Genomic DNA, 20,561 nt, shown 5'->3' with positions numbered 1-20,561 from the left:
AACAGAAATCATTATTCTCTAAAAGTACCGGTAAAACTACCATCCGTTATATGGATGGTATCGGCATCCTGCCCCGAATAACTATTAATGAGCTTTAAGTCTAGGTTAAAACTACCCACTATTTGTTTTTTCTCCGCATTGTATTTTAATATATCTAATTGCCCGATTGAGCCAGGAAGAAGCCTGTAATTACTTAAAAGTACATCTCGACCTACCGTAGTATAGTAGCCAGCTAGATTCTGGGTCAGGGCATAAGTGCCGATGCCCTGAAATTTTATATTCAGGACTAATACTGCTTCACTTGGGCGATCAGCAATACACCACATTGTTAAAGTATCTGATTGATTATTTAAGTACACCTCGGTATTACCAATGTATTTTACGCCATTATTTTTCATGGAAAAAGTATTTGCCTTTGCTGGCGTATTAGTTTGATCTTCTTTGTCGCAGGAAAATAAAAAAACCACAAAAAGCAATAACCACAGATTTTTCATAACTTTTTTTTATAACGACCCATATGTTGCTTCTATGGTTGCATTAAGCTAGCAATGTTAAAAAACTAAATCGATTTAAATTTCTCGACATGAGTAGTATTAAACTAGCGTTTTAAAGCAGATAGCTGTAGTTTCAGGTAACATATGCGGATAATTTTTTAATATTGTTCCTGAATAGCCGAATGAAACCAAGTAGATCAGCAAAAATTTAAAAACTAAAGCTGCTGATTTTGGTACTTAAAAAATAATGACGATTTACGAAATAATAGGTACCGTTACCGGAGTGGCGGGCGTGTGGTTGGCTGCGCGGGAGAATATCTGGACTTGGCCCATGGGCATGCTGAGTACCATTATGTTGATTTACGTGTGTTACGATGCTCGTTTGTACGCCGATGTTGGCTTGAACATTTTTTACTTTGTTACGAGTGGCTATGGTTGGTACGCCTGGCTGCACGCTAATCCGGATAATACCCGCGAAGAATTGCCCGTGACCCGTACGCTACCCCAGCAATGGTTAGGCCTGTTAGCTTTTTCCTTGATTTTTACTGGAGCTTTAGGTTACTTTTTAACGCATTTTACCAATGCCGATTTGTCGTACACCGATTCAGCAACTACGGGCGTGAGTTTAGCGGGTTATTGGATGATGGCCCGTAAAAAACTGGAGAACTGGCTGGTGTGGCTTTTGGTAGATTCGGTTTACGTGGGCATTTATTTGTACAAAGAACTCTACCTACTGGCGGGTTTATACTTCGTATTTTTAATTTTAGCTACCGATGGTTATATAAAATGGCGCCGGGCCTTTCAGGTGGCCCAGCTTGCCTAATTAACCATTTTGTTCGATGCGGCCATCTAATAAATTTAAGATGCGGGTGCCGTAAGTCGCATTTTTTTCGGAGTGGGTTACTTGTATAATGGTGGTACCTTCTTGGTTTAACCGTTTAAAAAGCTCCATAATTTCTTCACCTTGCCGCGAATTTAAATTACCGGTAGGTTCATCGGCCAGAATCAGTTTAGGCGAAGCTACTACTGCCCGGGCAATACCCACCAATTGTTGCTGCCCACCGGATAATTGGTGCGGAAACAAATCTTTTTTCCCTACAATCTGAAAACGGTCCAGGATATCGGCCACCAACGATTTGCGCTCCGATGATTTCATGTTTTTGTACAAAAGCGGCGTTTCAATGTTTTCGTACACCGTTAATTCATCAATCAAGTGGTAGCTCTGGAAAACAAAACCGATAAAGTTTTTGTGTAGCTCGCTCTTTTCCGAATCTTTAATTTTATGAACCGGTTTATCCAGAAAGTAATATTCGCCATCAGAGGGTTGTTCCAGCAAGCCGATAATATTAAGCAAGGTAGATTTACCCGAGCCCGATGGGCCCATAATAGAAATAAATTCGCCTTCCTGCACTTCTAAATTAATGTGCCGCAGCACGTACGCGCGGGAAAAACCGGAAGAGTAATACTTTTCAATGTTACGTAAGGATATCATAATTGGCGTGAGTTTTAGCAGGCCTTAAGGTACAGCTATTTTTGAAATGTACTAATACTTAAAATAGGAGGTAAGCTATAAAATACATTCTGCTCTACCTATTATTGATTGCGCCATACCAATAACGAACGCAGAGTTTAGAGAGAATTTTAATATTTTCCATTTCTCAAAGTACAAAGTAAGAGCCAGAAAATGGCGGTTACCATAATCCGGACGCTTACTCAAAATTTAAAATTTTAAAAAATCAGGAATGACATTGCGTGTCATTTACACTGCGCCGTTATATTTCCGGATGAGCCACTCGGCGGTAATAAATGCCAGCAACACAAAGAAGATCCACTTCTGGTTGATCAATTCCTGAATGTTTTCCGATGAGTAAATCACGTTTTTAAAGTCGGCTTTCAGGATATCAGATTCTAGTTGGTCAATTTGGTTGGGGTAATACACCCGCGAATCTGATTTTTGCGCAGCCTGGTGTAATAAGTTTAAATCGGCCAGCGAGGCTACGGCTTCCAGTTGTACATCTTGCACCACAAACTCGCCGCGGTCGCGGTACACGCGGCCATCGAGGGTAGCGGAACCTTCGTATTTATACACGCCACCAGGTAAATTGCCAATGTTTAAACCCGAAAAGCCTTCGCCGTTTTCGAAAGAGAAAGAGCGTACTTTGTTTTTCTCGTCGGTTAAGCGCAAGGTTATCTTCTGCCCGTAAATCTTTTCGTAAATCGAGTTATAAGTTTCGGCTTCAAAACGGATATCGTCTTGTACTAAATATTCATCTTGCACCGGATAAACATTTAAGCGTTTTTTATCGGTGGCCGAGGTTAAAAGCTGGGCTGTACTCACGATAATTTTGTCAAAAACATCGGGCTTTTCATAATTCGCCGCTTCCGTTAAACGCCATTGCCAGGAGCCATCGGCCAACAGCGTGGCTGAACGGGTTTCGCCGGAAACCTGTGCAATGAGTAAAGGGCGGGTAGTTTTTAATTTACCAATTTGCTGCGACAAAATAACTTCGGCGTTTGGAGCCAGTTTTATATCCGCAAAAGGAGCTTCGGCCGGCGGGTATTTCGAAAGGCGTTCCGGCGCCGAGGCATCTACTTTAAATTTTGTAAAACTCACGTTAAACACCGGCACTACTTCATCGACCTGGTTGCTTTTGCGCGTAATGGCCAATCCGGCATTCTGGCGGTTAAAACCAGCTAAATCGCTCTGGGCGCCAATAATATAAAAAGCCGGTACTTTCTGTTGTTTAATTAAAGATAAAACTTCGTTGCCGGTTCCTAAGCGCGATGGTAACTGGTGCAGAATGACTAAATCGTATTTGGTAGCGGCCTTCAGGGGAAACACGCCCGGAATATACAGTTCGGTTTGAAAATTTTCGTTGGTTTCAATGGCGCTTTTTATGGCTTTTATATCCGGGTGAGGAGTAGCCGCTGCCAACAAAATTTTTAATTTTCCTTTTACAATATCCAGATAGGCGTGCTTCAGGTTGTTTAGTTTGGTAAACTCGCCGTTCTTGGCTTCGAGTAAAATTTCGTAATGCTTTTTGCCTGGTTGGGCAGCCGTAACTGCAAATTCTACATTGGCCGGTTTATCAGTTAACTTAACTGTTTTTCGTTCCAGCGTTTTGTTGTTTTCGCGCAGCAGTACTGTAGCGGTTTGACCGATAAAACCTTGGTTATTGATCTCCGCAATTATTGGGAAGCGGTTGCCACTGTAAGCTACTTTGTTGTAAGATAAGGCCGGAATACTTAAATCTTTCTTCGGGATGGTGTCGCCTACCGCTACCGGAAAAAGCCGGTAATTGTAATCCGAAAAAGCGGGTGACTTGCCTTGATTAATAATACCATCCGATAGTAACACTACCCCGGCCAGATTGCGGCTTTCGTATTCTTCCTGCACGCCTGCGAGCATTTGGTCTAAGTTGGTAGCCGGCGCGGTAAAGGCCAGTTTAGATAAATCTTCGTTGGTGTTGGAACGGCCGCTTAACGTACGAACCGCAATTTGTAAATCTTTATCGGCTAAAGACGATTTTAACTTGTTCAGACGGTCGAGCAAGGAATTCAACAAAGCTGGCTGAGTAAATAACTTTACCGATTCGGAATTATCAATGGCCAGTACCAGGGTGGGTTTTTGAGTAGTATTGGTAATAGCCCGCACAAAAGGCCCCAACAGCAGAAAAGCTAAAAAAGAAACTACCAGGAACCGCAGGCCCGCCAGTAAATAGTTGATAAATCGTGGCCAGGTAGCTGTTCTGGAATACAACAGCCAGGCATAAACCGCTCCCAGCACCAAACAAACAACAATAAGCCAGGGCGAATAGGTTAATGAAAGTTTAAATTGATTCAAAATTTGGTTGTTAGTTATTCGTGGCTCGTTGCTTGCTACCAACGAGTAGGTCTATTTACTACCTTAAACGCAGAAAACCGTTTTTAATTGATAATAAACCTTTATTTTAAGTAGTAAGATAAAAAATAAATTTTATCTCAAGCAACAAATACCCAATAACTAACAACCAGAAAATTTAAATTTAGGTTAATAAACCGCCATCTACCTGTAATACTTGTCCGGTAATGTAAGCCGATTGGTCGGAACCCAGGAAAACAGCGCAGTTCGCTACGTCTTCGGGAGTGCCACCACGTTTCAGCGGAATGGCTTTTTTCCATTCTTCCACTACGGCCTCGCCCAGTTCGCCGGTCATTTCGGTTTCTATAAAGCCGGGTGCAATAGCATTACACCGGATATTACGTGAGCCTAGTTCTAATGCAACCGATTTGGTAAAACCAATGATACCTGCTTTTGAAGCCGCATAATTAGCCTGGCCCGCATTTCCTTTAATCCCAACTACAGAGGTCATGTTTACGATGGAGCCGTATTTTTGGCGCATCATTACTTTGGTAGCGGCTTTGGTAAGGTTAAATACGGATTTTAAATTAACGTTTAACACGGCATCCCATTGCTCTTCGCTCATGCGCATAAGTAAACCGTCTTTGGTGATACCGGCATTGTTAATTAAAATATCCAGGCGGCCAAAATCAGCCACTACGTTTTCAACTAACTTTTCGGCTTCGGTAAAAACCGAGGCATCGGAGCGGTAGCCTTTTACTTTAACGCCGCTAGCCGCTAGTTCCTGTTCTAAAGCCTGGCCTTTTTCCACGCTAGATAAGTACGTGAAAGCTACCTGGGCTCCCATTTCGACGAACTTTTGAGCAATAGCGCGACCAATACCTTTGGAGGCGCCGGTAATTAAGGCTGTTTTTCCTTCGAGTAATTTCATAGGGGGTTATCTTGTATCAAAAACAAAATCCAGGCTTTAACTTATAAAGTAGAAGCACTTCGTTTCTGATGGGTTTGGTTTTAAGTTAAATTTTAAAAAGATTACTGTATTACTGGCTGGTTTTACTATGAATAGCCGAAACCAAGATGCAAATAAAGGCAAATCTAATTAAAGTTTATCTTAGAAATAAAAGGCGATTTTAACAACGGATAACATATACTACAATAGGAATACCCGCGATGGTTGAATTGTGCTAAATTGAGAGAACTAAGGAACTAGTAGCGATGGTGGTAAAAAGCAGCAACAAGAAAATTTTTAAATCTTTGCTTTTTTAGAGTTCCTGATTTAAACCCTAACGTGTTGCATTACTCCGATTAGACTACCTGCGCTTGGGGTTATATCTTCTTAAATCATTGTTTAAGAAATTATTGCCGGGAATTCTGATGGCTTTAAGCGAAATAAGTAGGTTGCTTAAGGTTTAAAAACAAGTGGGCGCTTATCGGGCGCCCACTTGTTTTTAGGAGTAGCTTGTTCCATACAATTGCCTGTTAAACCAGATTTAAATGTAACAGGTAACCTTGTTTTGTATATAAGTTGTTGCTTGTGAATAGGGTTAAATAATTAAAAGAGGCTGGTAGCAGTTAATAATCGTTGTATTTTTCTCTTCTATCTGATTTTGGTCGCCATCTTTGTTTTGCCCATTCATAGATTGCCCTGATTGCCCCGGCTACAAAAATTAAAGTCAAAGGCCATTGTACCCATTCCATTGTGTTAATTTTTAAATTTTTTTAAAATAGATGGGGTACAAAAACTAGGGAGCAGCATGCTTTCCTTAAACTCAGTATTATTAGCGTCAGGGTTATGTATTGTTCTTAGATCTGCGAGTTGGCTTATTGTAAGATCAGTAAAAACCTTACTGGTGTTTTTGGTAAAATAGGTAGCTGATTTTAAAAATTTAACCTGCGCTCTCTGCTGTAGTCCGCTTGGTTCAGGGTAAATAGAGTAATGTTGGAATAAATGCATTATCGGGATAGATGTAAATAATAATGTTATATATTGAATATTAAATATTATGCCATCTTTTGCATGCTCTTGCAATTACTACATTTTTATTTTAAGCCTTAAAATCACATTACAGATAAGGATTAAAACTAAAGTAATGGAAACTATATAATAGGGCAGAATAACAATAAAGTAATTCCGGATTTGTAGTAAACAAGTGAGGGTACAGATTTTAAACATAATAATATTTGTATTTTATTAATATGGTTGTTGTATGGTTTTGTTGGGTGTGCTGTGTTTAGTTATAATTAAAAAGTGGTAAAAAGGCTTAAATAAGTGTTTTTAGGCTTTTGTTCAGTTTATTTAACGAAAAAGTGCAATTTTAATTTACTTAACCCCTTTCATTGTATTGGTGTTGGTTTGTATTTTTGCATTGTTAAAAAACAACAAAGTATCCATGAAAAAATTTTTACAAGTTATTTCTCTCTCTTTAACCTTTACACTAGCAGTTTCATTTTCAATAATTGCGCAGGTAAGACCCAATACTTTTTTAATGAGTGGAGATCTTTTAATGGAAAACAAATTTAAAATTAATGCAGGTAACGAACAGTGTTTGGCGGCTCTGAAGCAGTTGATAGCTGCTACCGCACCATCACTTTCTAAAACTCCCACCACCATCGTTAATAAATCTTTTACCCCGCCCAGTGGCGATAAGCACGATTACACCAGCTTAGCTACTTATTGGTGGCCAAATCCTAAAACCGCTTCTAAGCTGCCCTACATTCGGAAAGATGGGCAAACTAACCCGGAAGCCAATGCTATTAAAGATAACGCCTACCTCCGGGACCTCTGCAAAGACATTCGCCTGTTAGGCCTTTGCTATTACTTTACCAATGATGAAAAATACGCGAGTAAGGCAACAGAAATGTTAAAAGTATTCTTTTTGAATAGCGCTACCCGCATGAACCCGCATTTAAAGTATGCCCAAATGATTAAAGGCGACAATAAAGTATACGGTACCGGTACTATTGATACAGAGCAATTTCCGGAGCTACTGGATGGCGTACAGTTAATAGTGGGTTCTAACTCCTGGACAGCGGCAAATCATGCAGCTTTGCAAAATTGGTTTAATCAATACTTAAACTGGTTAATGACCAGCGATGGCGGCAAAGAAGCCAATGCAGCCCCTAACAACATTGGTACGCATTATAATCTGCAGGTAGTTACTTACGCCTTGTTTGTGGGAAATAAAACATTAGCTAAATCTTTAGTAGAAACCCAAGCCTTTAATCGCCTGGATGGTCAATTCAAAGCAAGCGGCGAACAAACCTACGAACTTGCCCGCACTAACTCCTGGACTTACTGCAACAAAAACTTAAAAGGCTGGTTTAATCTGGCGAGTGTGGCCGAAAGTGCCGGAGTAAACTTATGGGACTATACTACTCCGTCCGGTAAGAGTTTGAAAAAAGCTTTTCAGTGGATGATTCCTTACGGTGCCGGTACAAAGTCCTGGTCTTTCGACCAAATCGGGACCTTTAAAATCGAATACTTTACTATAGCTGCCCGGACCGGTTCGGCTATCTACAAAGATTTAAATCTGCAAACTGTTTTGGCTAAAGATCACGCCCGTTTTATGTCAGGAGCGTATTCAGAAATGTTAACTTCCCGGTATTACTAATAAATTTTAAAAATCGGATCGCTCAGGTATTTATAGCGCTATTAAAAAGCTGAGTTTTATGATGCCAGCCCGGATAGGCAATATCATCCGGGCTGGCATTTTTATTTACAATTACTTGCAATAACGCTTGCGGTAATCGCCCGCTTTCGGTACGCCTAATTCTTCGGCTTTGGCCCAATCGCGGCAGGCATCCTGATCTTGTTTTAAAGTTTTATTAATTAAAGCGCGGTTAAAGTAAGCTTCCGGTAAATTGCTGTTATACATTAAAGCTTTATTATAATCCTCCAGCGCTTCGCGGTAAGCTTTTACTCGGAAACGGGCATTGGCTCTGTTTTGATAGGCTACCGCATAATCCGGTTTAAATATAATGGCTTTATTAAAATCATTTACAGCGCCGGCATGGTCTTTTAAGCGGGCTTTACAAATGCCGCGGTTATTATAAGCGTTGGCATATTCTTTATTTAAGTTAATTGCTTGGTTGTACTCCTGAATAGCTTCTTTTAAGTTAGTCAGATTCATCTGCACATCGCCGCGGTACTTAAAGGTTTCGGCATCGTTTTTATTTAAAATAATTGCTTGATTTAGATCCAATAAAGCATTTTGGTAATCTTTTAACTCGTAGCGCGCAATACCGCGTTGTTTATACGCGTGGGCCACATCAGATTTGCGTTCAATTGCTTTCGTCCACTCTTCCACGGCGCCCTGGTAATCTTGTTTATTAAATTTATGGGCGGCCTGGCGCGAATAGTGCTTATAGTTCCGCGGCGAACAGGCCGTAAAAAAAGTTAATGCTAAAAATAGAATAAACAGGTATCTCATATTTTTTAAAAAATCCGCATAATCAGTTAGGGCTAGATGAAATTCCTAACGGGATATAAAGTGAAATTTTCGTGCCAGGGTGCTTTTAATTTTACACGACCAAACATTTTTCCTTTATAATTGTATCTACTCTAATTATGTAATATTAGTTATTTAAAATATAAAATTCTCCCGATAAAGTTTATATTTTATGAGATAGGGGCCGGCTAAATATCTGTTTGGGAAATACAGATTATAGCCTAACTTTGCGCCACTCAATCAGAAACATAATTCCAAAATAAATGGCATCAGCATACGATTTGATAGTGATTGGCAGCGGACCGGGTGGTTATGTAGCCGCTATCCGGGCTTCGCAACTTGGCCTGAAAGTAGGTGTAGTGGAAAAAGCAGAACTAGGTGGAATTTGCTTAAACTGGGGTTGTATTCCCACGAAAGCTTTACTAAAAAGCGCCCAGGTTTTTGAATATATTAAACACGCTCAGGACTATGGCATTAACGTAGGCGAGGCCAGCCCAGATTTTGCGGCAGTGGTTGCCCGTAGCCGTGGCGTAGCGAGTGGCATGAGCAAGGGTATTCAGTTTTTGTTCCGGAAAAATAAAATCGACCATATTGCCGGTACTGGTAAATTGCTAGGAAATAAAAAAGTAGAAGTAACTGCTGCCGACGGTAAAAAAGAAGTGTACGAAACGCCACATATTATATTGGCCACTGGTGCCCGCTCGCGCGAGTTGCCCAACCTACCCATCGATGGTAAAAAAATTGTGGGCTACCGCCAAGCTATGGTGCTCGAAAAACAACCTAAATCCATGGTAGTGGTGGGTTCTGGCGCTATTGGGGTAGAGTTTGCTTATTTCTACAATGCCATGGGCACCAAAGTAACTATCGTGGAATACATGCCTAACGTAGTTCCGGTAGAAGACGAGGAAGTATCGAAGCAACTCGAAAAATCTTTTAAAAAATCCGGCATTGATATTTTAACTAACTCTTCGGTAGAAGCGGTAGATACCAGCGGCGAAGGTTGTGTTGTTAAAATTAAAACCCAGAAAGGCGAAGAGACGATTACCTGCGACGTGGTTTTATCGGCGGTAGGTGTAGCTACTAACCTGGAAGGCATTGGCTTAGAAGAAACTGGCGTAAAAGTAGAAAAAGGCCGCGTAATAGTAGACGAATTTTACCGGACCAATGTGCCGGGTGTTTACGCTATCGGTGATATTGTAATGGGTCCTGCTTTGGCGCACGTGGCTTCGGCCGAAGGTATTATTTGCGTAGAGAAAATTGCCGGTCATCATCCGGAGCCGCTTAATTACAAAAATATACCGGGTTGTACCTATTGCTCGCCCGAGATTGCTTCGGTGGGTTTAACCGAAAAACAAGCCCGCGAGCAAGGTATTGACATTAAAGTAGGTAAATTCCCGTTCTCGGCTTCGGGCAAAGCCAGCGCCGGCGGCGTGAAAGATGGTTTTGTAAAAGTAATTTTTGATGCCAAGTACGGCGAATGGTTAGGTGCCCACATGATTGGCGCCAACGTAACCGAAATGATTGCCGAAGTAGTAGTAGCCCGTAAATTAGAAACCACTGGTCACGAAATCATAAAATCGGTTCACCCGCACCCCACCATGTCGGAAGCGATTATGGAAGCCGCCGCTGCTGCTTACGATGAGGTAATTCACTTGTAATTTTTAAAAATTTAAAATTTTACATGCATAATAAGGCCGGGAGAGCAATCTTCCGGCCTTTTGCTTTTTATCCGATTGCTGAAATTTAATTTAAATGGAATATAAAGTAACTGGTGAAAAAAATAAAGCTAAGCAACGCAACCAAAAAGAATAAATTGGAATCTTAACTACAATAATTCTTTTTACTGTTAATTATGTGTACCGTGCATTTCTACTAATAAGTTGCTGCTCCATTAAGCATCCTGATATTTACAAAATAGTATCTCCATCAAAGGGATGTATCAATAGTGAATTGTAGTATTTAACTATATAACAAGTATATGCTTTTTATAAACTAGCAGCCATTTTACCTGCTTATAACCTGATGCGCTCTGCTATCCCAGCTCTAAGTTTTATCTCCTAAAGGTTGTTACAAGCTTATTCTTTTTACCTAGTGTATACCCTTTTCTAATAAACTATGAAATAAAAATGAAAACAAAATTAATTCCAATCAATCCATCAGTAATAGCAATTAACCTGCTTTCCTGGTTACTACGACCTGCGTTTACTCTTGCGCTTTGCCTTTACTTTAATTATAACACCTTTGCTCAAACTAAAATTTGGGATAAAACCTTTGGCGGAGATAAGGCTGATAATCTTAATACAATTGTACTGGCCGCACAAGGGGGCTATTTATTAGGTGGGACTTCGTTATCTGGTGTTAGCAAAGATAAAAGTGAAGCTTACCGCGGAAAGGAGGATTACTGGGTTGTGCGGGTCGATGATAAAGGACAGAAAGTTTGGGATAAAACCTTTGGAGGAACGGGTTCGGACGAATTGGTGGGAATTGTGCCTACCAAAGATGGTGGCTATTTATTAGCCGGCAGCTCCCTGTCCAGAGAAGGTGGCGATAAAACAGCGCCCAGTAAAGGTTTGTATGATTACTGGGTAGTTAAAATAAACGCCGAAGGCCAGAAAATGTGGGATAAGAGTTACGGTGGTAAGGCCTATGATCGATTGGCAACTATAGTGGCCACGCCCGATGGTGGATTTGTACTGGGTGGTACTTCTACATCTGGCAAAAGTGGAGATAAAAGTGAGGGCACTATTGGCTACTCCGCAGATGGCGTTTATGACTTTTGGATTTTAAAAATTGATGAATCCGGTATAAAGCAATGGGATAAAACCTTGGGTACAGAAGCTATGGATGAACTAACGGCTTTGATACCCACCCCGGATAATGGTTTTTTAGCCGGAGGAATGTCGCAGGAATATTATTTTTTAACAAAAATTGATGGAAAAGGCAATCCGGAATGGGGCAGGTATTTACTAACAGAGTATAATGAAACCGGATTAGATATTATACAGGCTCTTTTGGCTACGCCTGATGGTAATTATGTAGTAGCTGGTTGGTCAGAATCGGGGATAGGTGGTGTTAAAAGTGATTCGAGCCGGGGAGCCTCCGATATGTGGCTGTTAAAATTAGATCCGAAAGGAAATAAAATCTGGGATAAAACGTACGGTGGCCAAAATTACGATTTCCCATCTAGTCTGGTTGCCAGTACGGATGGAGGCTATTTAGTTGCCGGTTATTCTGAATCGCCGGTATCAGCAGAAAAAAGTGAGGCGAGCCGCGGCGGTTTTGATTACTGGCTCCTGAAATTAGATGCCAATGGCCAAATAATTTGGGATAAAACCCTTGGTGGTACCTCCAAAGACGCTTTAACTACCATTATAACTACCCGCGATGGTAATTATTTATTGGGTGGTTCTTCTAAATCGGGTAAAACTGCTGATAAATCAGAAGCTAGCCGGGATATTAGTTCCGACGAAAATTTACGCGGAGATTTCTGGATAGTTAAAATAAAAGATGAAGGCAAAAATGGGCAGGCAATCACGTTTGATGTTCCGGTAAGTAAGTTAATCACCGATAAACCCTTTAATTTACAAGCGAGCGCCAGTTCTAATCTTCCGGTTGCTTTAACCATTGTATCTGGTCCGGCCACCATAAAGAATAACGTAGTAACATTAACGGGTGCCGGCCTGGTTACCGTAAAAGCTTCCCAGTCCGGAAATGCCACCTATTTGGCTGCCCCGCTGGTAATTAAAACATTTATGGTGGGCAGTATCAGCAAACAATGGGACAAAACATTTGGTGGAAACAACCAGGATTATCTTACAGCTACTATAAAAACCCCAGATGGCGGCTATCTGCTAGGTGGTAGTTCCCTATCGGGTAAAAACCAGGATAAAAGCGAGGCGAATAAAAGCAATGATTACGATTATTGGGTTATAAAAACAGATAAAGCAGGCAACAAAATCTGGGATAAAACCTTAGGCGGAACAAAGGCCGATCACCTTACTAGTTTATTGCTTACTCCGGATGGCGGATACCTGATCGGGGGATATTCTTCTTCCGGCAAAAACGGGGATAAAAGTGAAGCTAACCGCGGGCCGCTAAATACTTACGATTACTGGATTGTAAAGCTGGATGCATCCGGGAATAAAGTTTGGGATAATACCTACGGGGGTAAAAACAACGAAACAAGTAATAACGGTGATTTACTTACTACCATGGTGGCTGCACCGGGCGGTGGGTATTTACTCGGCGGTACTTCTAACTCCGGCTCTGGCGCCGAAAAAAGCCAGGCTAATAAGGGAGCCGAAGATTACTGGATTTTAAAAATTGACGAGCAAGGCCACAAAATATGGGATAAAGTTTTTGGCGGCAGTGTTAACGGTACGAATAATGGCGTTGATAATTTAACAAATATTTTGGTTCTTCAGGATGGAGGTTACCTATTAGGTGGTTATTCTTGGTCAGGAGCCAGCATGGACAAAAGTGAGCCAAGCCGAGGATTTTTCGATTACTGGATTATCAAAATAGATGGACAAGGTAAAAAGTTATGGGACAAAACCATTGGCGGCAATGGCTCAGATCAGTTGCGGGCTTTACAAGAAACCGCAGACGGATATTTACTTGGCGGTAGCTCTACCTCCGGTATAAGCGGCGAAAAGGGTGAAATGTACCGTCGGGAGTTTTTTACTGACTTCTGGGTGGTAAAAACTGATTTACAAGGTAATAAAATCTGGGATAAAACTTTTGGGGGTACCAACCACGAAAATATGTCCCAAATTTTAATTTCGGCCAATGGCAATTATGTTTTGGGTGGTACTTCGTATTCGGGCAAGGATGGGGATAAACAAGAAGATAACCGGGGCTTGTCCGATATCTGGTTAGTCACCATCAGCACCAATGGAGTTAAAATCCAGGAAAAAACTTATGGTGGCAATAAAAACGATAACCTTACTGCTTTACTTCTTACTGCAGAAAACAATTATTTACTAAGTGGTTCTTCCGATTCTGAGGTAAATAATGATAAAACTGCTCCCAACAAAGGGCTTACGGATTACTGGATGCTGCTCGTTCAGGAAAAAGCAGCATCCCATCAACTTGTCTGGAACAAAACTTACGGCGGTACTAATTTAGATGGCTTTACTACAGCCGTACCAACAACGGATGGCGGTTATTTGCTGGGTGGGCATTCGCTTTCCGGTAAAAACGGTACTAAAACCCAAGCCAGCTTTGGCGGTTACGACTTTTGGGTAGTAAAAACCGATAAAAATGGAAAACAAGTTTGGGATAAACGATACGGCGGCACGGCAAACGATTATTTAAACGTAATAATGCCAACTCAAGATGGTGGATATATTTTAGGCGGTAGTTCTAATTCGAACCAAAGCGGCGATAAAAGCCAAGGCAGTAGGGGCGACCGGGATTTCTGGATTGTGAAGATAAATAGCCATGGTACCAAATTGTGGGATAAACGTTATGGCGGTAGTGGGTTCGAAGATTTACGGGCAATTACTATTTTAAAAAATGGCGATTATTTGTTGGGCGGTTACAGCGATTCGCCGGCAGGCGGCGACAAATCGCAACCAACTCAAGGTAAAAAAGATTACTGGGTCGTTCGGGTTACACCGGCCGGGGAAAAGGTTTGGGACAAACGTTTTGGCGGTAGCGAGGAAGAAGAACTGGAAACATTGGCTATCACCAAATTGGGCAATATATTGTTGGGTGGCAGCACCAATTCAGGCCCCAGTGGCAATATTTCGCAAGATAAACGGGGCGGTTGGGATTACTGGTTAGTAGAAATTGATGAATCAGGATCGCTGATAACGGAGAAACGATACGGCGGACCCAGCAACGACAAGCTAAATGCGTTTTTAATAACTTCGGATAATAATTACTTACTAGCGGGAAGCTCAACTTCCGGAAAAGGCGGTGATAAAAGTCAGGCCAATCAAGGGGAACAAGATTATTGGGTTATTAAAATTACCTCTGCCGGCTCTAAAATATGGGATAAGCGCTTCGGAGGCCAGGGTACCGAAACCTTACAAGCTTTAATGGAAACACCAAATAAAGAATACGTACTCGCGGGCAGTTCTACCTCAGGAGTGAGCGGCGACAAAAGTCAGGAAAGTCAGGGAGAAAGTGATTACTGGCTGATTAAAACCGATGCCCAAGGAAACCGCCAATGGGATCAACGGTACGGCGGCGACAAAACGGATGAACTACGTGGGGTTTGGCAGACGAAAGAAGGAGCTTATGTGCTGGGCGGACGTTCTAACTCCGGCATCGGTGGCGATAAAACCGAGGCTAGTTGGGGAAACATGGATTACTGGCTTTTACAGATTTCTCCTGATTTAAAGGAAAATACCGAAATCATAACGAGAACTACCACGCAAACGGAAACGCAAATTTTACCGGAACCTGTAAGAGCCTATCCTAATCCATTACAGGATAAACTAACGGTGCAATATACCGCACCGCAAACCCAATTAATAAACGTGCTGGTTTATGATAGCCAAGGAAGAGAAGTGGCTCGTTTGTACCAAGGCTCAGTAGAAGCGGGTCAGGAAAAACAATGGGAGTGGCAACCAGATGTTAAACTGCTTAATGGCTTGTATTTTATACGGGTGCAAGCGGCAGATGAAGTGCTCACATCCAAGCTACTGCTCAATCGGTAAACCGGGGAATGCTTTTTTAATAATTCTCTAAAAGAGAAACCAGTTAAAGGCAAAATTCTAAAATTTTGTCTTTAACTGGTTTCTCTTTTAATAAAAAATGAAAAGTTGTTAACCTAAACGTGAAAAAAATAATTGCTTAAGAAAATAATAAACTGGTAAAATCTGGTGGTACTACCAATGAACTTACAATTTTAAATTTTTAACTTTCCGGATACAGTAAATACTTCTTACGAAGCTGTTTGTAATTACTTAAACCGGGCTCCCAGCTTTTTCGGATTTCGGCTTCGGATAAACCCGCTATTATTTGTTTGCGCAGTTTGGTGGTGCCGGCCAGTTTATCAAAATTGCCCATTTGTTTGCTTTGGGTATAATCAAAAAACTTTTCCTTTTGCGGGTAGGCTTGATACAGTTCCATCAACCATTTTAAGTTTACTTGACCATTTTTCCGGAGTAAGTTCACGTCGTAATTGCGTAAGTCTAGGCCGTAGCAATCCTGGTTTTGGTGCAACGGTGTTTCGGACATTCCCGGAATGCTTACTGGCCGGAACGAGAACGGATATTTACCTTTTAAAGCCGGAGCGCCTAATACGGTAAAAGGCATGCGGGTACCACGGCCCTGGCTAATAATGGTACCTTCGAACAAACACAAACTCGGGTACAGCAAAATAGATTGTGGCGTATTTAAATTAGGCGATGGGTTCACGGGCAATACGTAAGGGGTAGCGTGCGTGTAATTGGCAATTTTAATAATTTTAAGCTTGCATTTATTTTTACCTTCAATGTAGCCTTCGCCGTTTAAAAATTGCGCAAATTCGCCAATGGTTAAGCCGTGCGTAATCGGAATCCGGTGCTTGCCAATGCCGGAGCGCAGCGAATCTTCCAGAATGGGACCGTCTACGAAATAGCCGTTCGGGTTAGGCCGGTCCAGGATTACCAGTTCTTTGTTATTCTCCGCGCAGGCTTCCATTACGTATTCCAGCGTATTTATAATGGTATAAAACCGGCAACCTACATCTTGTATGTCAAACACCATCACGTCAATATCGGCTAAGTGTTCTTTGGTGGGTTTGGCCGTTTTGCCATACAAAGAAATAATGGGCAGTTTGGTTTTTTCATCCACCTCGTCTTGTACTTTGGCGCCGTTGCTGGCATTGCCCCGGAAACCGTGTTCGGGGCCGAACACTTTTTTTAAATTTATGCCCAAAGCCAATAAACTATCCGCGCTGGCTTGTTTGCCGATGATGGAGGTAGGGTTAGCTACCAAGCCCACGCGCTTGCCGCGTAAATACGAGATGTACTTTTCTGTTTGATCGGCCCCCGTAATTGGTTTAGTGGCTTTTGGAGCTGGGGAAGGAGCAACGGGCGGTGCAACTAATGGCGTAGTTTCATTTCGGCAGGTAATAGCTGCCGAAATGAAAAAGACCAGTAAGATGAAGCCGCTGAAGAATATTTTGTTTACTTTCATTTCTAAATTTTACCAATTCAATTTTAAAAGATTTACCCGGACGTATTAGCGAAGGTAAAGAAATTAATTTTTAAATAATTCGCTCGCCTCTTACTTGTTCTTAATTAAAACAAGGCAACCTGAAGTTATGAATGTACAAGATTATGTTGTAGCGATCGTAAATTTGCCCACCGGTACAATGTTTTCCGGGGGTGAGAAACGGAAAGTGCTTGCTCTTTTTAAGAAAATTTCTAAAAATCTGGTTCTTCCGGTAAAACTGTTGGCTCATTTGTTATGCAAATAGAGGCCGCTTTTCCTAAAACTTTATTTAAATAACTACATGATACATACCGCTAAAATTCCGTTGGCCGAACGCATGCGTCCGCATTCGCTGGATCAATTTGCCGGGCAGCAGCACTTGGTTGGACCTAACGGCGTACTGCGCCGCTACCTGGAATCGGGCATGATTCCGTCGATAATTTTGTGGGGTCCGCCGGGCGTGGGCAAAACCACTTTAGCCAACATTATTGCCTCGCAGCTAAAACAACCTTTTGTGGCGCTCAGCGCCATTAACTCCGGGGTAAAAGATATCCGGGAAGTCATTGACCAAGCCAAAAAACGCCAGGGCACCGTTTTGTTTATCGACGAAATTCACCGGTTTAATAAATCGCAGCAAGATGCTTTGTTGGGCGCCGTAGAAAAAGGAATAATTACGTTAATTGGCGCTACCACCGAAAATCCGTCCTTCGAAGTAATTTCGGCTTTATTGTCGCGGGCACAGGTTTATATTTTAAAATCCCTGGGCAAAGACGAGTTAATTGAACTGATTAACAAAGCCATTCGGGAAGACGAATATTTAAAAAAGAAAAATATTACGATTGAACAGTACGATGCCTTATTAACCATTTCGGGTGGCGATGCCCGCAAACTGCTGAACTTACTTGATATTGTGGTGGAAGCTTCGCCGGAAACCGATGTGATAATTACAGATGAAAAAGTAAAAGAAATTGCCCAGCAAAACATTGTGCTGTACGATAAATCCGGCGAAAACCATTACGATATCATCTCGGCATTTATTAAATCCATGCGCGGCTCCGATCCTAATGCAGCCCTGTACTGGCTGGCCCGCATGATTGAAGGGGGCGAAGATCCGAAATTTATTGCCCGGCGCATGCTCATTCTAGCCTCGGAAGATATTGGGAATGCCAACCCCAACGCTTTGTTAATGGCCAATGCGTGTTTTCAGTCGGTAAATGTAATTGGCTATCCCGAAAGCAGCATTATTCTTTCACAAACTGCCGTTTTTCTGGCTACTTCGCCCAAAAGTAATTCTACCTACACGGCTATTTGGGCGGCGCAGGAGCACGTTCGCAAAAACGGGGCGCTGCCGGTGCCCTTACATCTGCGCAATGCGCCCACCAAACTGATGAAGGAAATTGGTTACGGCGAAAGTTACAAATACGCCCACGATTACGCTCATAATTTTGTAGCCCAGGAATTTTTGCCCGACGAAATCAAAGGCAAGGTATTTTACGAACCCGGCAATAACCCCCGCGAAAACGAAACCCGCAAAATCCTGCATAACATGTGGGGCGATAAATACGGGTATTAACAGGTTATGGAAAAAGCAAAAATTTAAAAATTTTCAGGCTGATGCTTTCCGGAATAATATAAAACTAAAACTACTATTTTCGTTAAACTATTAGTAGCTTGAGCCGGTATTGCTATCGGCAAAACTATAGCCGTTAAATTTAAATTATCATGGTACAGTTTCTAAAATATACGCTAGCCACGGTTGTGGGCTTATTTTTATTTTTCCTCCTCTTTTTTTTAATCATTATTGGGATTGCGGCTTCTACTGCTTCCAGCGACGAAGTTACCATTAGCAAAAATTCGGTTCTGGAGTTAAAACTCGATCAACCCATTACGGAGCGACAGGCGAAAGATCCTTTCGATGAATTAGGTCTGCCGGGTGGTTTTGGTTCGGGCGGTTACGGTCTTGATGAGATTAAAGCTTCTATCCGCAAAGCGAAAAATGACAAAAACATTAAAGGTATTTTCCTGAATGTAGAAATGGTGGATGCCGGCATGGCTACCCTGGAAGAAATCCGGAAAGAACTGGTGGCCTTTAAACAATCCAAAAAGTTTGTAGTGGCCTACAACGATATCTGCTCCGAAAAAGCTTATTACCTGGTTTCGGTAGCCGATAAAATGTACATTAATCCGCAGGGGGCTTTTGAACTGAATGGTTTAAGTGCCGAAACCATGTTTTTTAAAAATATGCTCGAAAAGCTGAACATCGACGTGAATATTTTTAAAGTAGGCGAATTTAAAAGTGCCGTGGAGCCTTTGTTCCTCGATAAAATGAGCGAGCCCAACCGCTTGCAAGTTACTTCTTTTTTAAATTCCTTAAATGATTACTACTTGCAAAATGTGGCTAAATCGCGGAACAAATCGGTGGCTGAATTAAAAAATATTTCGGACTCGATGCTGGTGCATAGCCCCGAAGATGCTTTAAAATACGGCTTAGTAACGAACGTAGGTTACTACGACGAAGCTTTAGATTATATCAAAAAGCGCTCGGGTTTAAAAGAAGATGCTAAAATGACTTTGGTTTCTTTAAAAAAATACCGCAAAGTAGCCGGTACCGCAGAGGGCGATTATTCTAAAAACCGCATTGCGGTAATTTACGCTTCCGGCGACATTGTAAATGGCGAAGGCGACGACGAATCGATTGGCGGAACTAAGTTTGCCAGCGAAATAAGAAAAGCCCGTAAAGATAAAAACGTAAAAGCCATTGTGTTACGCGTAAATTCGCCGGGCGGTAGCGCCATGGCTTCAGATGTAATCTGGCGCGAAGTAATGCTGGCCCGCAAAGAAAAACCGGTTATTGCCTCTATGTCGGATTACGCGGCATCGGGTGGTTATTACATTGCCATGGCCTGCGATACCATTGTGGCGCATCCCAACACCATTACCGGCAGCATTGGCGTTTTTGGCGTAGTACCTAACTTCCAGGGTTTTTTAAACGATAAATTAGGCATTACCCTAGACCGGGTTAAAACTGGTAAATTCTCGGATTTACCTACCGTTACCCGCCAGATGACTGATTTTGAAAAACGTATTGTACAGCGCGAAGTAGAAAAAATTTATACCGATTTTACCTCTAAAGCCGCCAAAGGCCGCGACATGTCGCTGGCTGAATTACAAAAAATTGCTTCGGGCCGGGTGTGGTCGGGCATCGAGGCCAAAGAACGGGGTTTGGTAGATGTACTGGGTGGTTTAGACGAAGCCATTAAAATTGCGGCGGCCCGGGCTAATTTAAAAAATGATTACCGCCTTAAAAAATTGCCGGCTCAACGTTCGTTCCTGGACGAGTTAATGGGTGATGCTACCAAAGAAGTAAAAACCCGCAGCATGCGCGCTGAATTAGGAGAACTGTATCCTTATTTCGAACAACTCAAAAAAGTGTCGCACCTGCAAGGCATCCAGGCCCGCTTGCCATTTGAGCTAAAAGTGCAATAGGCAAGTAATTTTTAAAAATTTAAAATTTTCAAGGTTATACTATTCTAGCGGAGCGCACTTGTTGTTGAACCAGGTTCATCAGTGCGTTCTACTAGAATACAAGTTGCAAATTTTCAACATGCAACCAATAACCTGCAACTT

Annotated in this window: 12 protein-coding genes; 6 read left to right on the top strand and 6 right to left on the bottom strand. The window is 41.9% G+C overall.

Translation table 11 applies throughout. The features are described 5' to 3' along the window. Positions 1 to 11: 11 nt before the first annotated feature. Positions 12 to 494, bottom strand: a complete 483-nt coding sequence (locus HUW51_RS02340) for a hypothetical protein (RefSeq protein WP_185272406.1) — start codon at positions 492 to 494, stop codon at positions 12 to 14. 247 nt (positions 495 to 741) lie between these two features. Between HUW51_RS02340 and pnuC the strand changes: the two genes are divergently transcribed. Next, positions 742 to 1,317, top strand: a complete 576-nt coding sequence (gene pnuC / locus HUW51_RS02335) for a nicotinamide riboside transporter PnuC (protein WP_185272405.1) — start codon at positions 742 to 744, stop codon at positions 1,315 to 1,317. Here pnuC and HUW51_RS02330 read toward each other — a convergent pair whose 3' ends face one another. The 3 genes from HUW51_RS02330 to fabG all read right to left on the bottom strand — a co-directional run bounded on the left by HUW51_RS02330 (position 1,318) and on the right by fabG (position 5,266). Beyond that, positions 1,318 to 1,986 carry an ABC transporter ATP-binding protein gene (locus HUW51_RS02330; RefSeq protein ID WP_185272404.1) on the bottom strand — a complete coding sequence of 223 codons (669 nt, stop codon included), beginning with the start codon at positions 1,984 to 1,986 and terminating at the stop codon, positions 1,318 to 1,320. Positions 1,987 to 2,253: 267 nt separating this feature from the next. Further along, positions 2,254 to 4,338 (bottom strand): VWA domain-containing protein, encoded by a 2,085-nt coding sequence (locus tag HUW51_RS02325; RefSeq protein WP_185272403.1) that lies wholly within the window; start codon positions 4,336 to 4,338, stop codon positions 2,254 to 2,256. Between the two features lie 181 nt (positions 4,339 to 4,519). Then, positions 4,520 to 5,266, bottom strand: a complete 747-nt coding sequence (fabG, locus tag HUW51_RS02320) for a 3-oxoacyl-[acyl-carrier-protein] reductase (RefSeq protein WP_185272402.1) — start codon at positions 5,264 to 5,266, stop codon at positions 4,520 to 4,522. 1,573 nt (positions 5,267 to 6,839) lie between these two features. On the opposite strand from fabG, the gene HUW51_RS02315 reads away from it, so the two are divergent. Then, entirely contained in the window at positions 6,840 to 7,946 is a 1,107-nt protein-coding gene (locus tag HUW51_RS02315; RefSeq protein WP_185272401.1) for an alginate lyase family protein, read from the top strand. A 111-nt stretch (positions 7,947 to 8,057) separates the two neighbouring features. Here the strand turns inward: HUW51_RS02315 and HUW51_RS02310 are convergent, their stop codons facing one another. Further along, a complete protein-coding gene (locus tag HUW51_RS02310) occupies positions 8,058 to 8,765 on the bottom strand; it encodes a tetratricopeptide repeat protein (RefSeq protein WP_185272400.1) in 708 nt (235 codons plus the stop codon). A gap of 281 nt (positions 8,766 to 9,046) precedes the next feature. Here HUW51_RS02310 and lpdA point away from each other — a divergent pair, with 281 nt between their 5' ends. Together lpdA and HUW51_RS02300 are read left to right on the top strand one after the other, a co-directional pair. Further along, on the top strand, positions 9,047 to 10,441 hold the full coding sequence (lpdA, locus tag HUW51_RS02305; RefSeq protein ID WP_185272398.1) for a dihydrolipoyl dehydrogenase: 1,395 nt from the start codon (positions 9,047 to 9,049) through the stop codon (positions 10,439 to 10,441). 468 nt (positions 10,442 to 10,909) lie between these two features. Continuing rightward, positions 10,910 to 15,451: a T9SS type A sorting domain-containing protein gene (locus HUW51_RS02300; RefSeq protein WP_185272396.1), complete on the top strand. Its 4,542-nt coding sequence runs from the start codon at positions 10,910 to 10,912 to the stop codon at positions 15,449 to 15,451. Between the two features lie 199 nt (positions 15,452 to 15,650). Here HUW51_RS02300 and HUW51_RS02295 read toward each other — a convergent pair whose 3' ends face one another. Further along, positions 15,651 to 16,916, bottom strand: coding sequence for an exo-beta-N-acetylmuramidase NamZ family protein (locus tag HUW51_RS02295; protein WP_185272395.1), 1,266 nt, complete (start codon positions 16,914 to 16,916; stop codon positions 15,651 to 15,653). A gap of 319 nt (positions 16,917 to 17,235) precedes the next feature. Here HUW51_RS02295 and HUW51_RS02290 point away from each other — a divergent pair, with 319 nt between their 5' ends. Together HUW51_RS02290 and sppA are read left to right on the top strand one after the other, a co-directional pair. Next, positions 17,236 to 18,507, top strand: a complete 1,272-nt coding sequence (locus HUW51_RS02290; protein ID WP_185272393.1) for a replication-associated recombination protein A — start codon at positions 17,236 to 17,238, stop codon at positions 18,505 to 18,507. 149 nt (positions 18,508 to 18,656) lie between these two features. Further along, positions 18,657 to 20,420: a signal peptide peptidase SppA gene (sppA, locus tag HUW51_RS02285; protein WP_185272391.1), complete on the top strand. Its 1,764-nt coding sequence runs from the start codon at positions 18,657 to 18,659 to the stop codon at positions 20,418 to 20,420. The last annotated feature ends 141 nt before the right edge of the window (positions 20,421 to 20,561 follow it).

This window comes from Adhaeribacter swui, assembly GCF_014217805.1.
Classification (GTDB): Bacteria; Bacteroidota; Bacteroidia; order Cytophagales; family Hymenobacteraceae; genus Adhaeribacter; species Adhaeribacter swui.
The sequence above is the reverse complement of the archived record's forward strand: the minus strand, read 5'-3'. Positions and strand labels throughout refer to the sequence as shown.

Coding starts and splice junctions, on each gene's coding strand:
- HUW51_RS02310 (WP_185272400.1), bottom strand. CDS start 8,765: ATGAGATACCTGTTTATTCTATTTTTAGCATTAACTTTTTTTACGGCC.
- fabG (WP_185272402.1), bottom strand. CDS start 5,266: ATGAAATTACTCGAAGGAAAAACAGCCTTAATTACCGGCGCCTCCAAA.
- HUW51_RS02330 (WP_185272404.1), bottom strand. CDS start 1,986: ATGATATCCTTACGTAACATTGAAAAGTATTACTCTTCCGGTTTTTCC.
- HUW51_RS02295 (WP_185272395.1), bottom strand. CDS start 16,916: ATGAAAGTAAACAAAATATTCTTCAGCGGCTTCATCTTACTGGTCTTT.
- pnuC (WP_185272405.1), top strand. CDS start 742: ATGACGATTTACGAAATAATAGGTACCGTTACCGGAGTGGCGGGCGTG.
- lpdA (WP_185272398.1), top strand. CDS start 9,047: ATGGCATCAGCATACGATTTGATAGTGATTGGCAGCGGACCGGGTGGT.
- HUW51_RS02290 (WP_185272393.1), top strand. CDS start 17,236: ATGATACATACCGCTAAAATTCCGTTGGCCGAACGCATGCGTCCGCAT.
- sppA (WP_185272391.1), top strand. CDS start 18,657: ATGGTACAGTTTCTAAAATATACGCTAGCCACGGTTGTGGGCTTATTT.
- HUW51_RS02300 (WP_185272396.1), top strand. CDS start 10,910: ATGAAAACAAAATTAATTCCAATCAATCCATCAGTAATAGCAATTAAC.
- HUW51_RS02340 (WP_185272406.1), bottom strand. CDS start 494: ATGAAAAATCTGTGGTTATTGCTTTTTGTGGTTTTTTTATTTTCCTGC.
- HUW51_RS02315 (WP_185272401.1), top strand. CDS start 6,840: ATGGAAAACAAATTTAAAATTAATGCAGGTAACGAACAGTGTTTGGCG.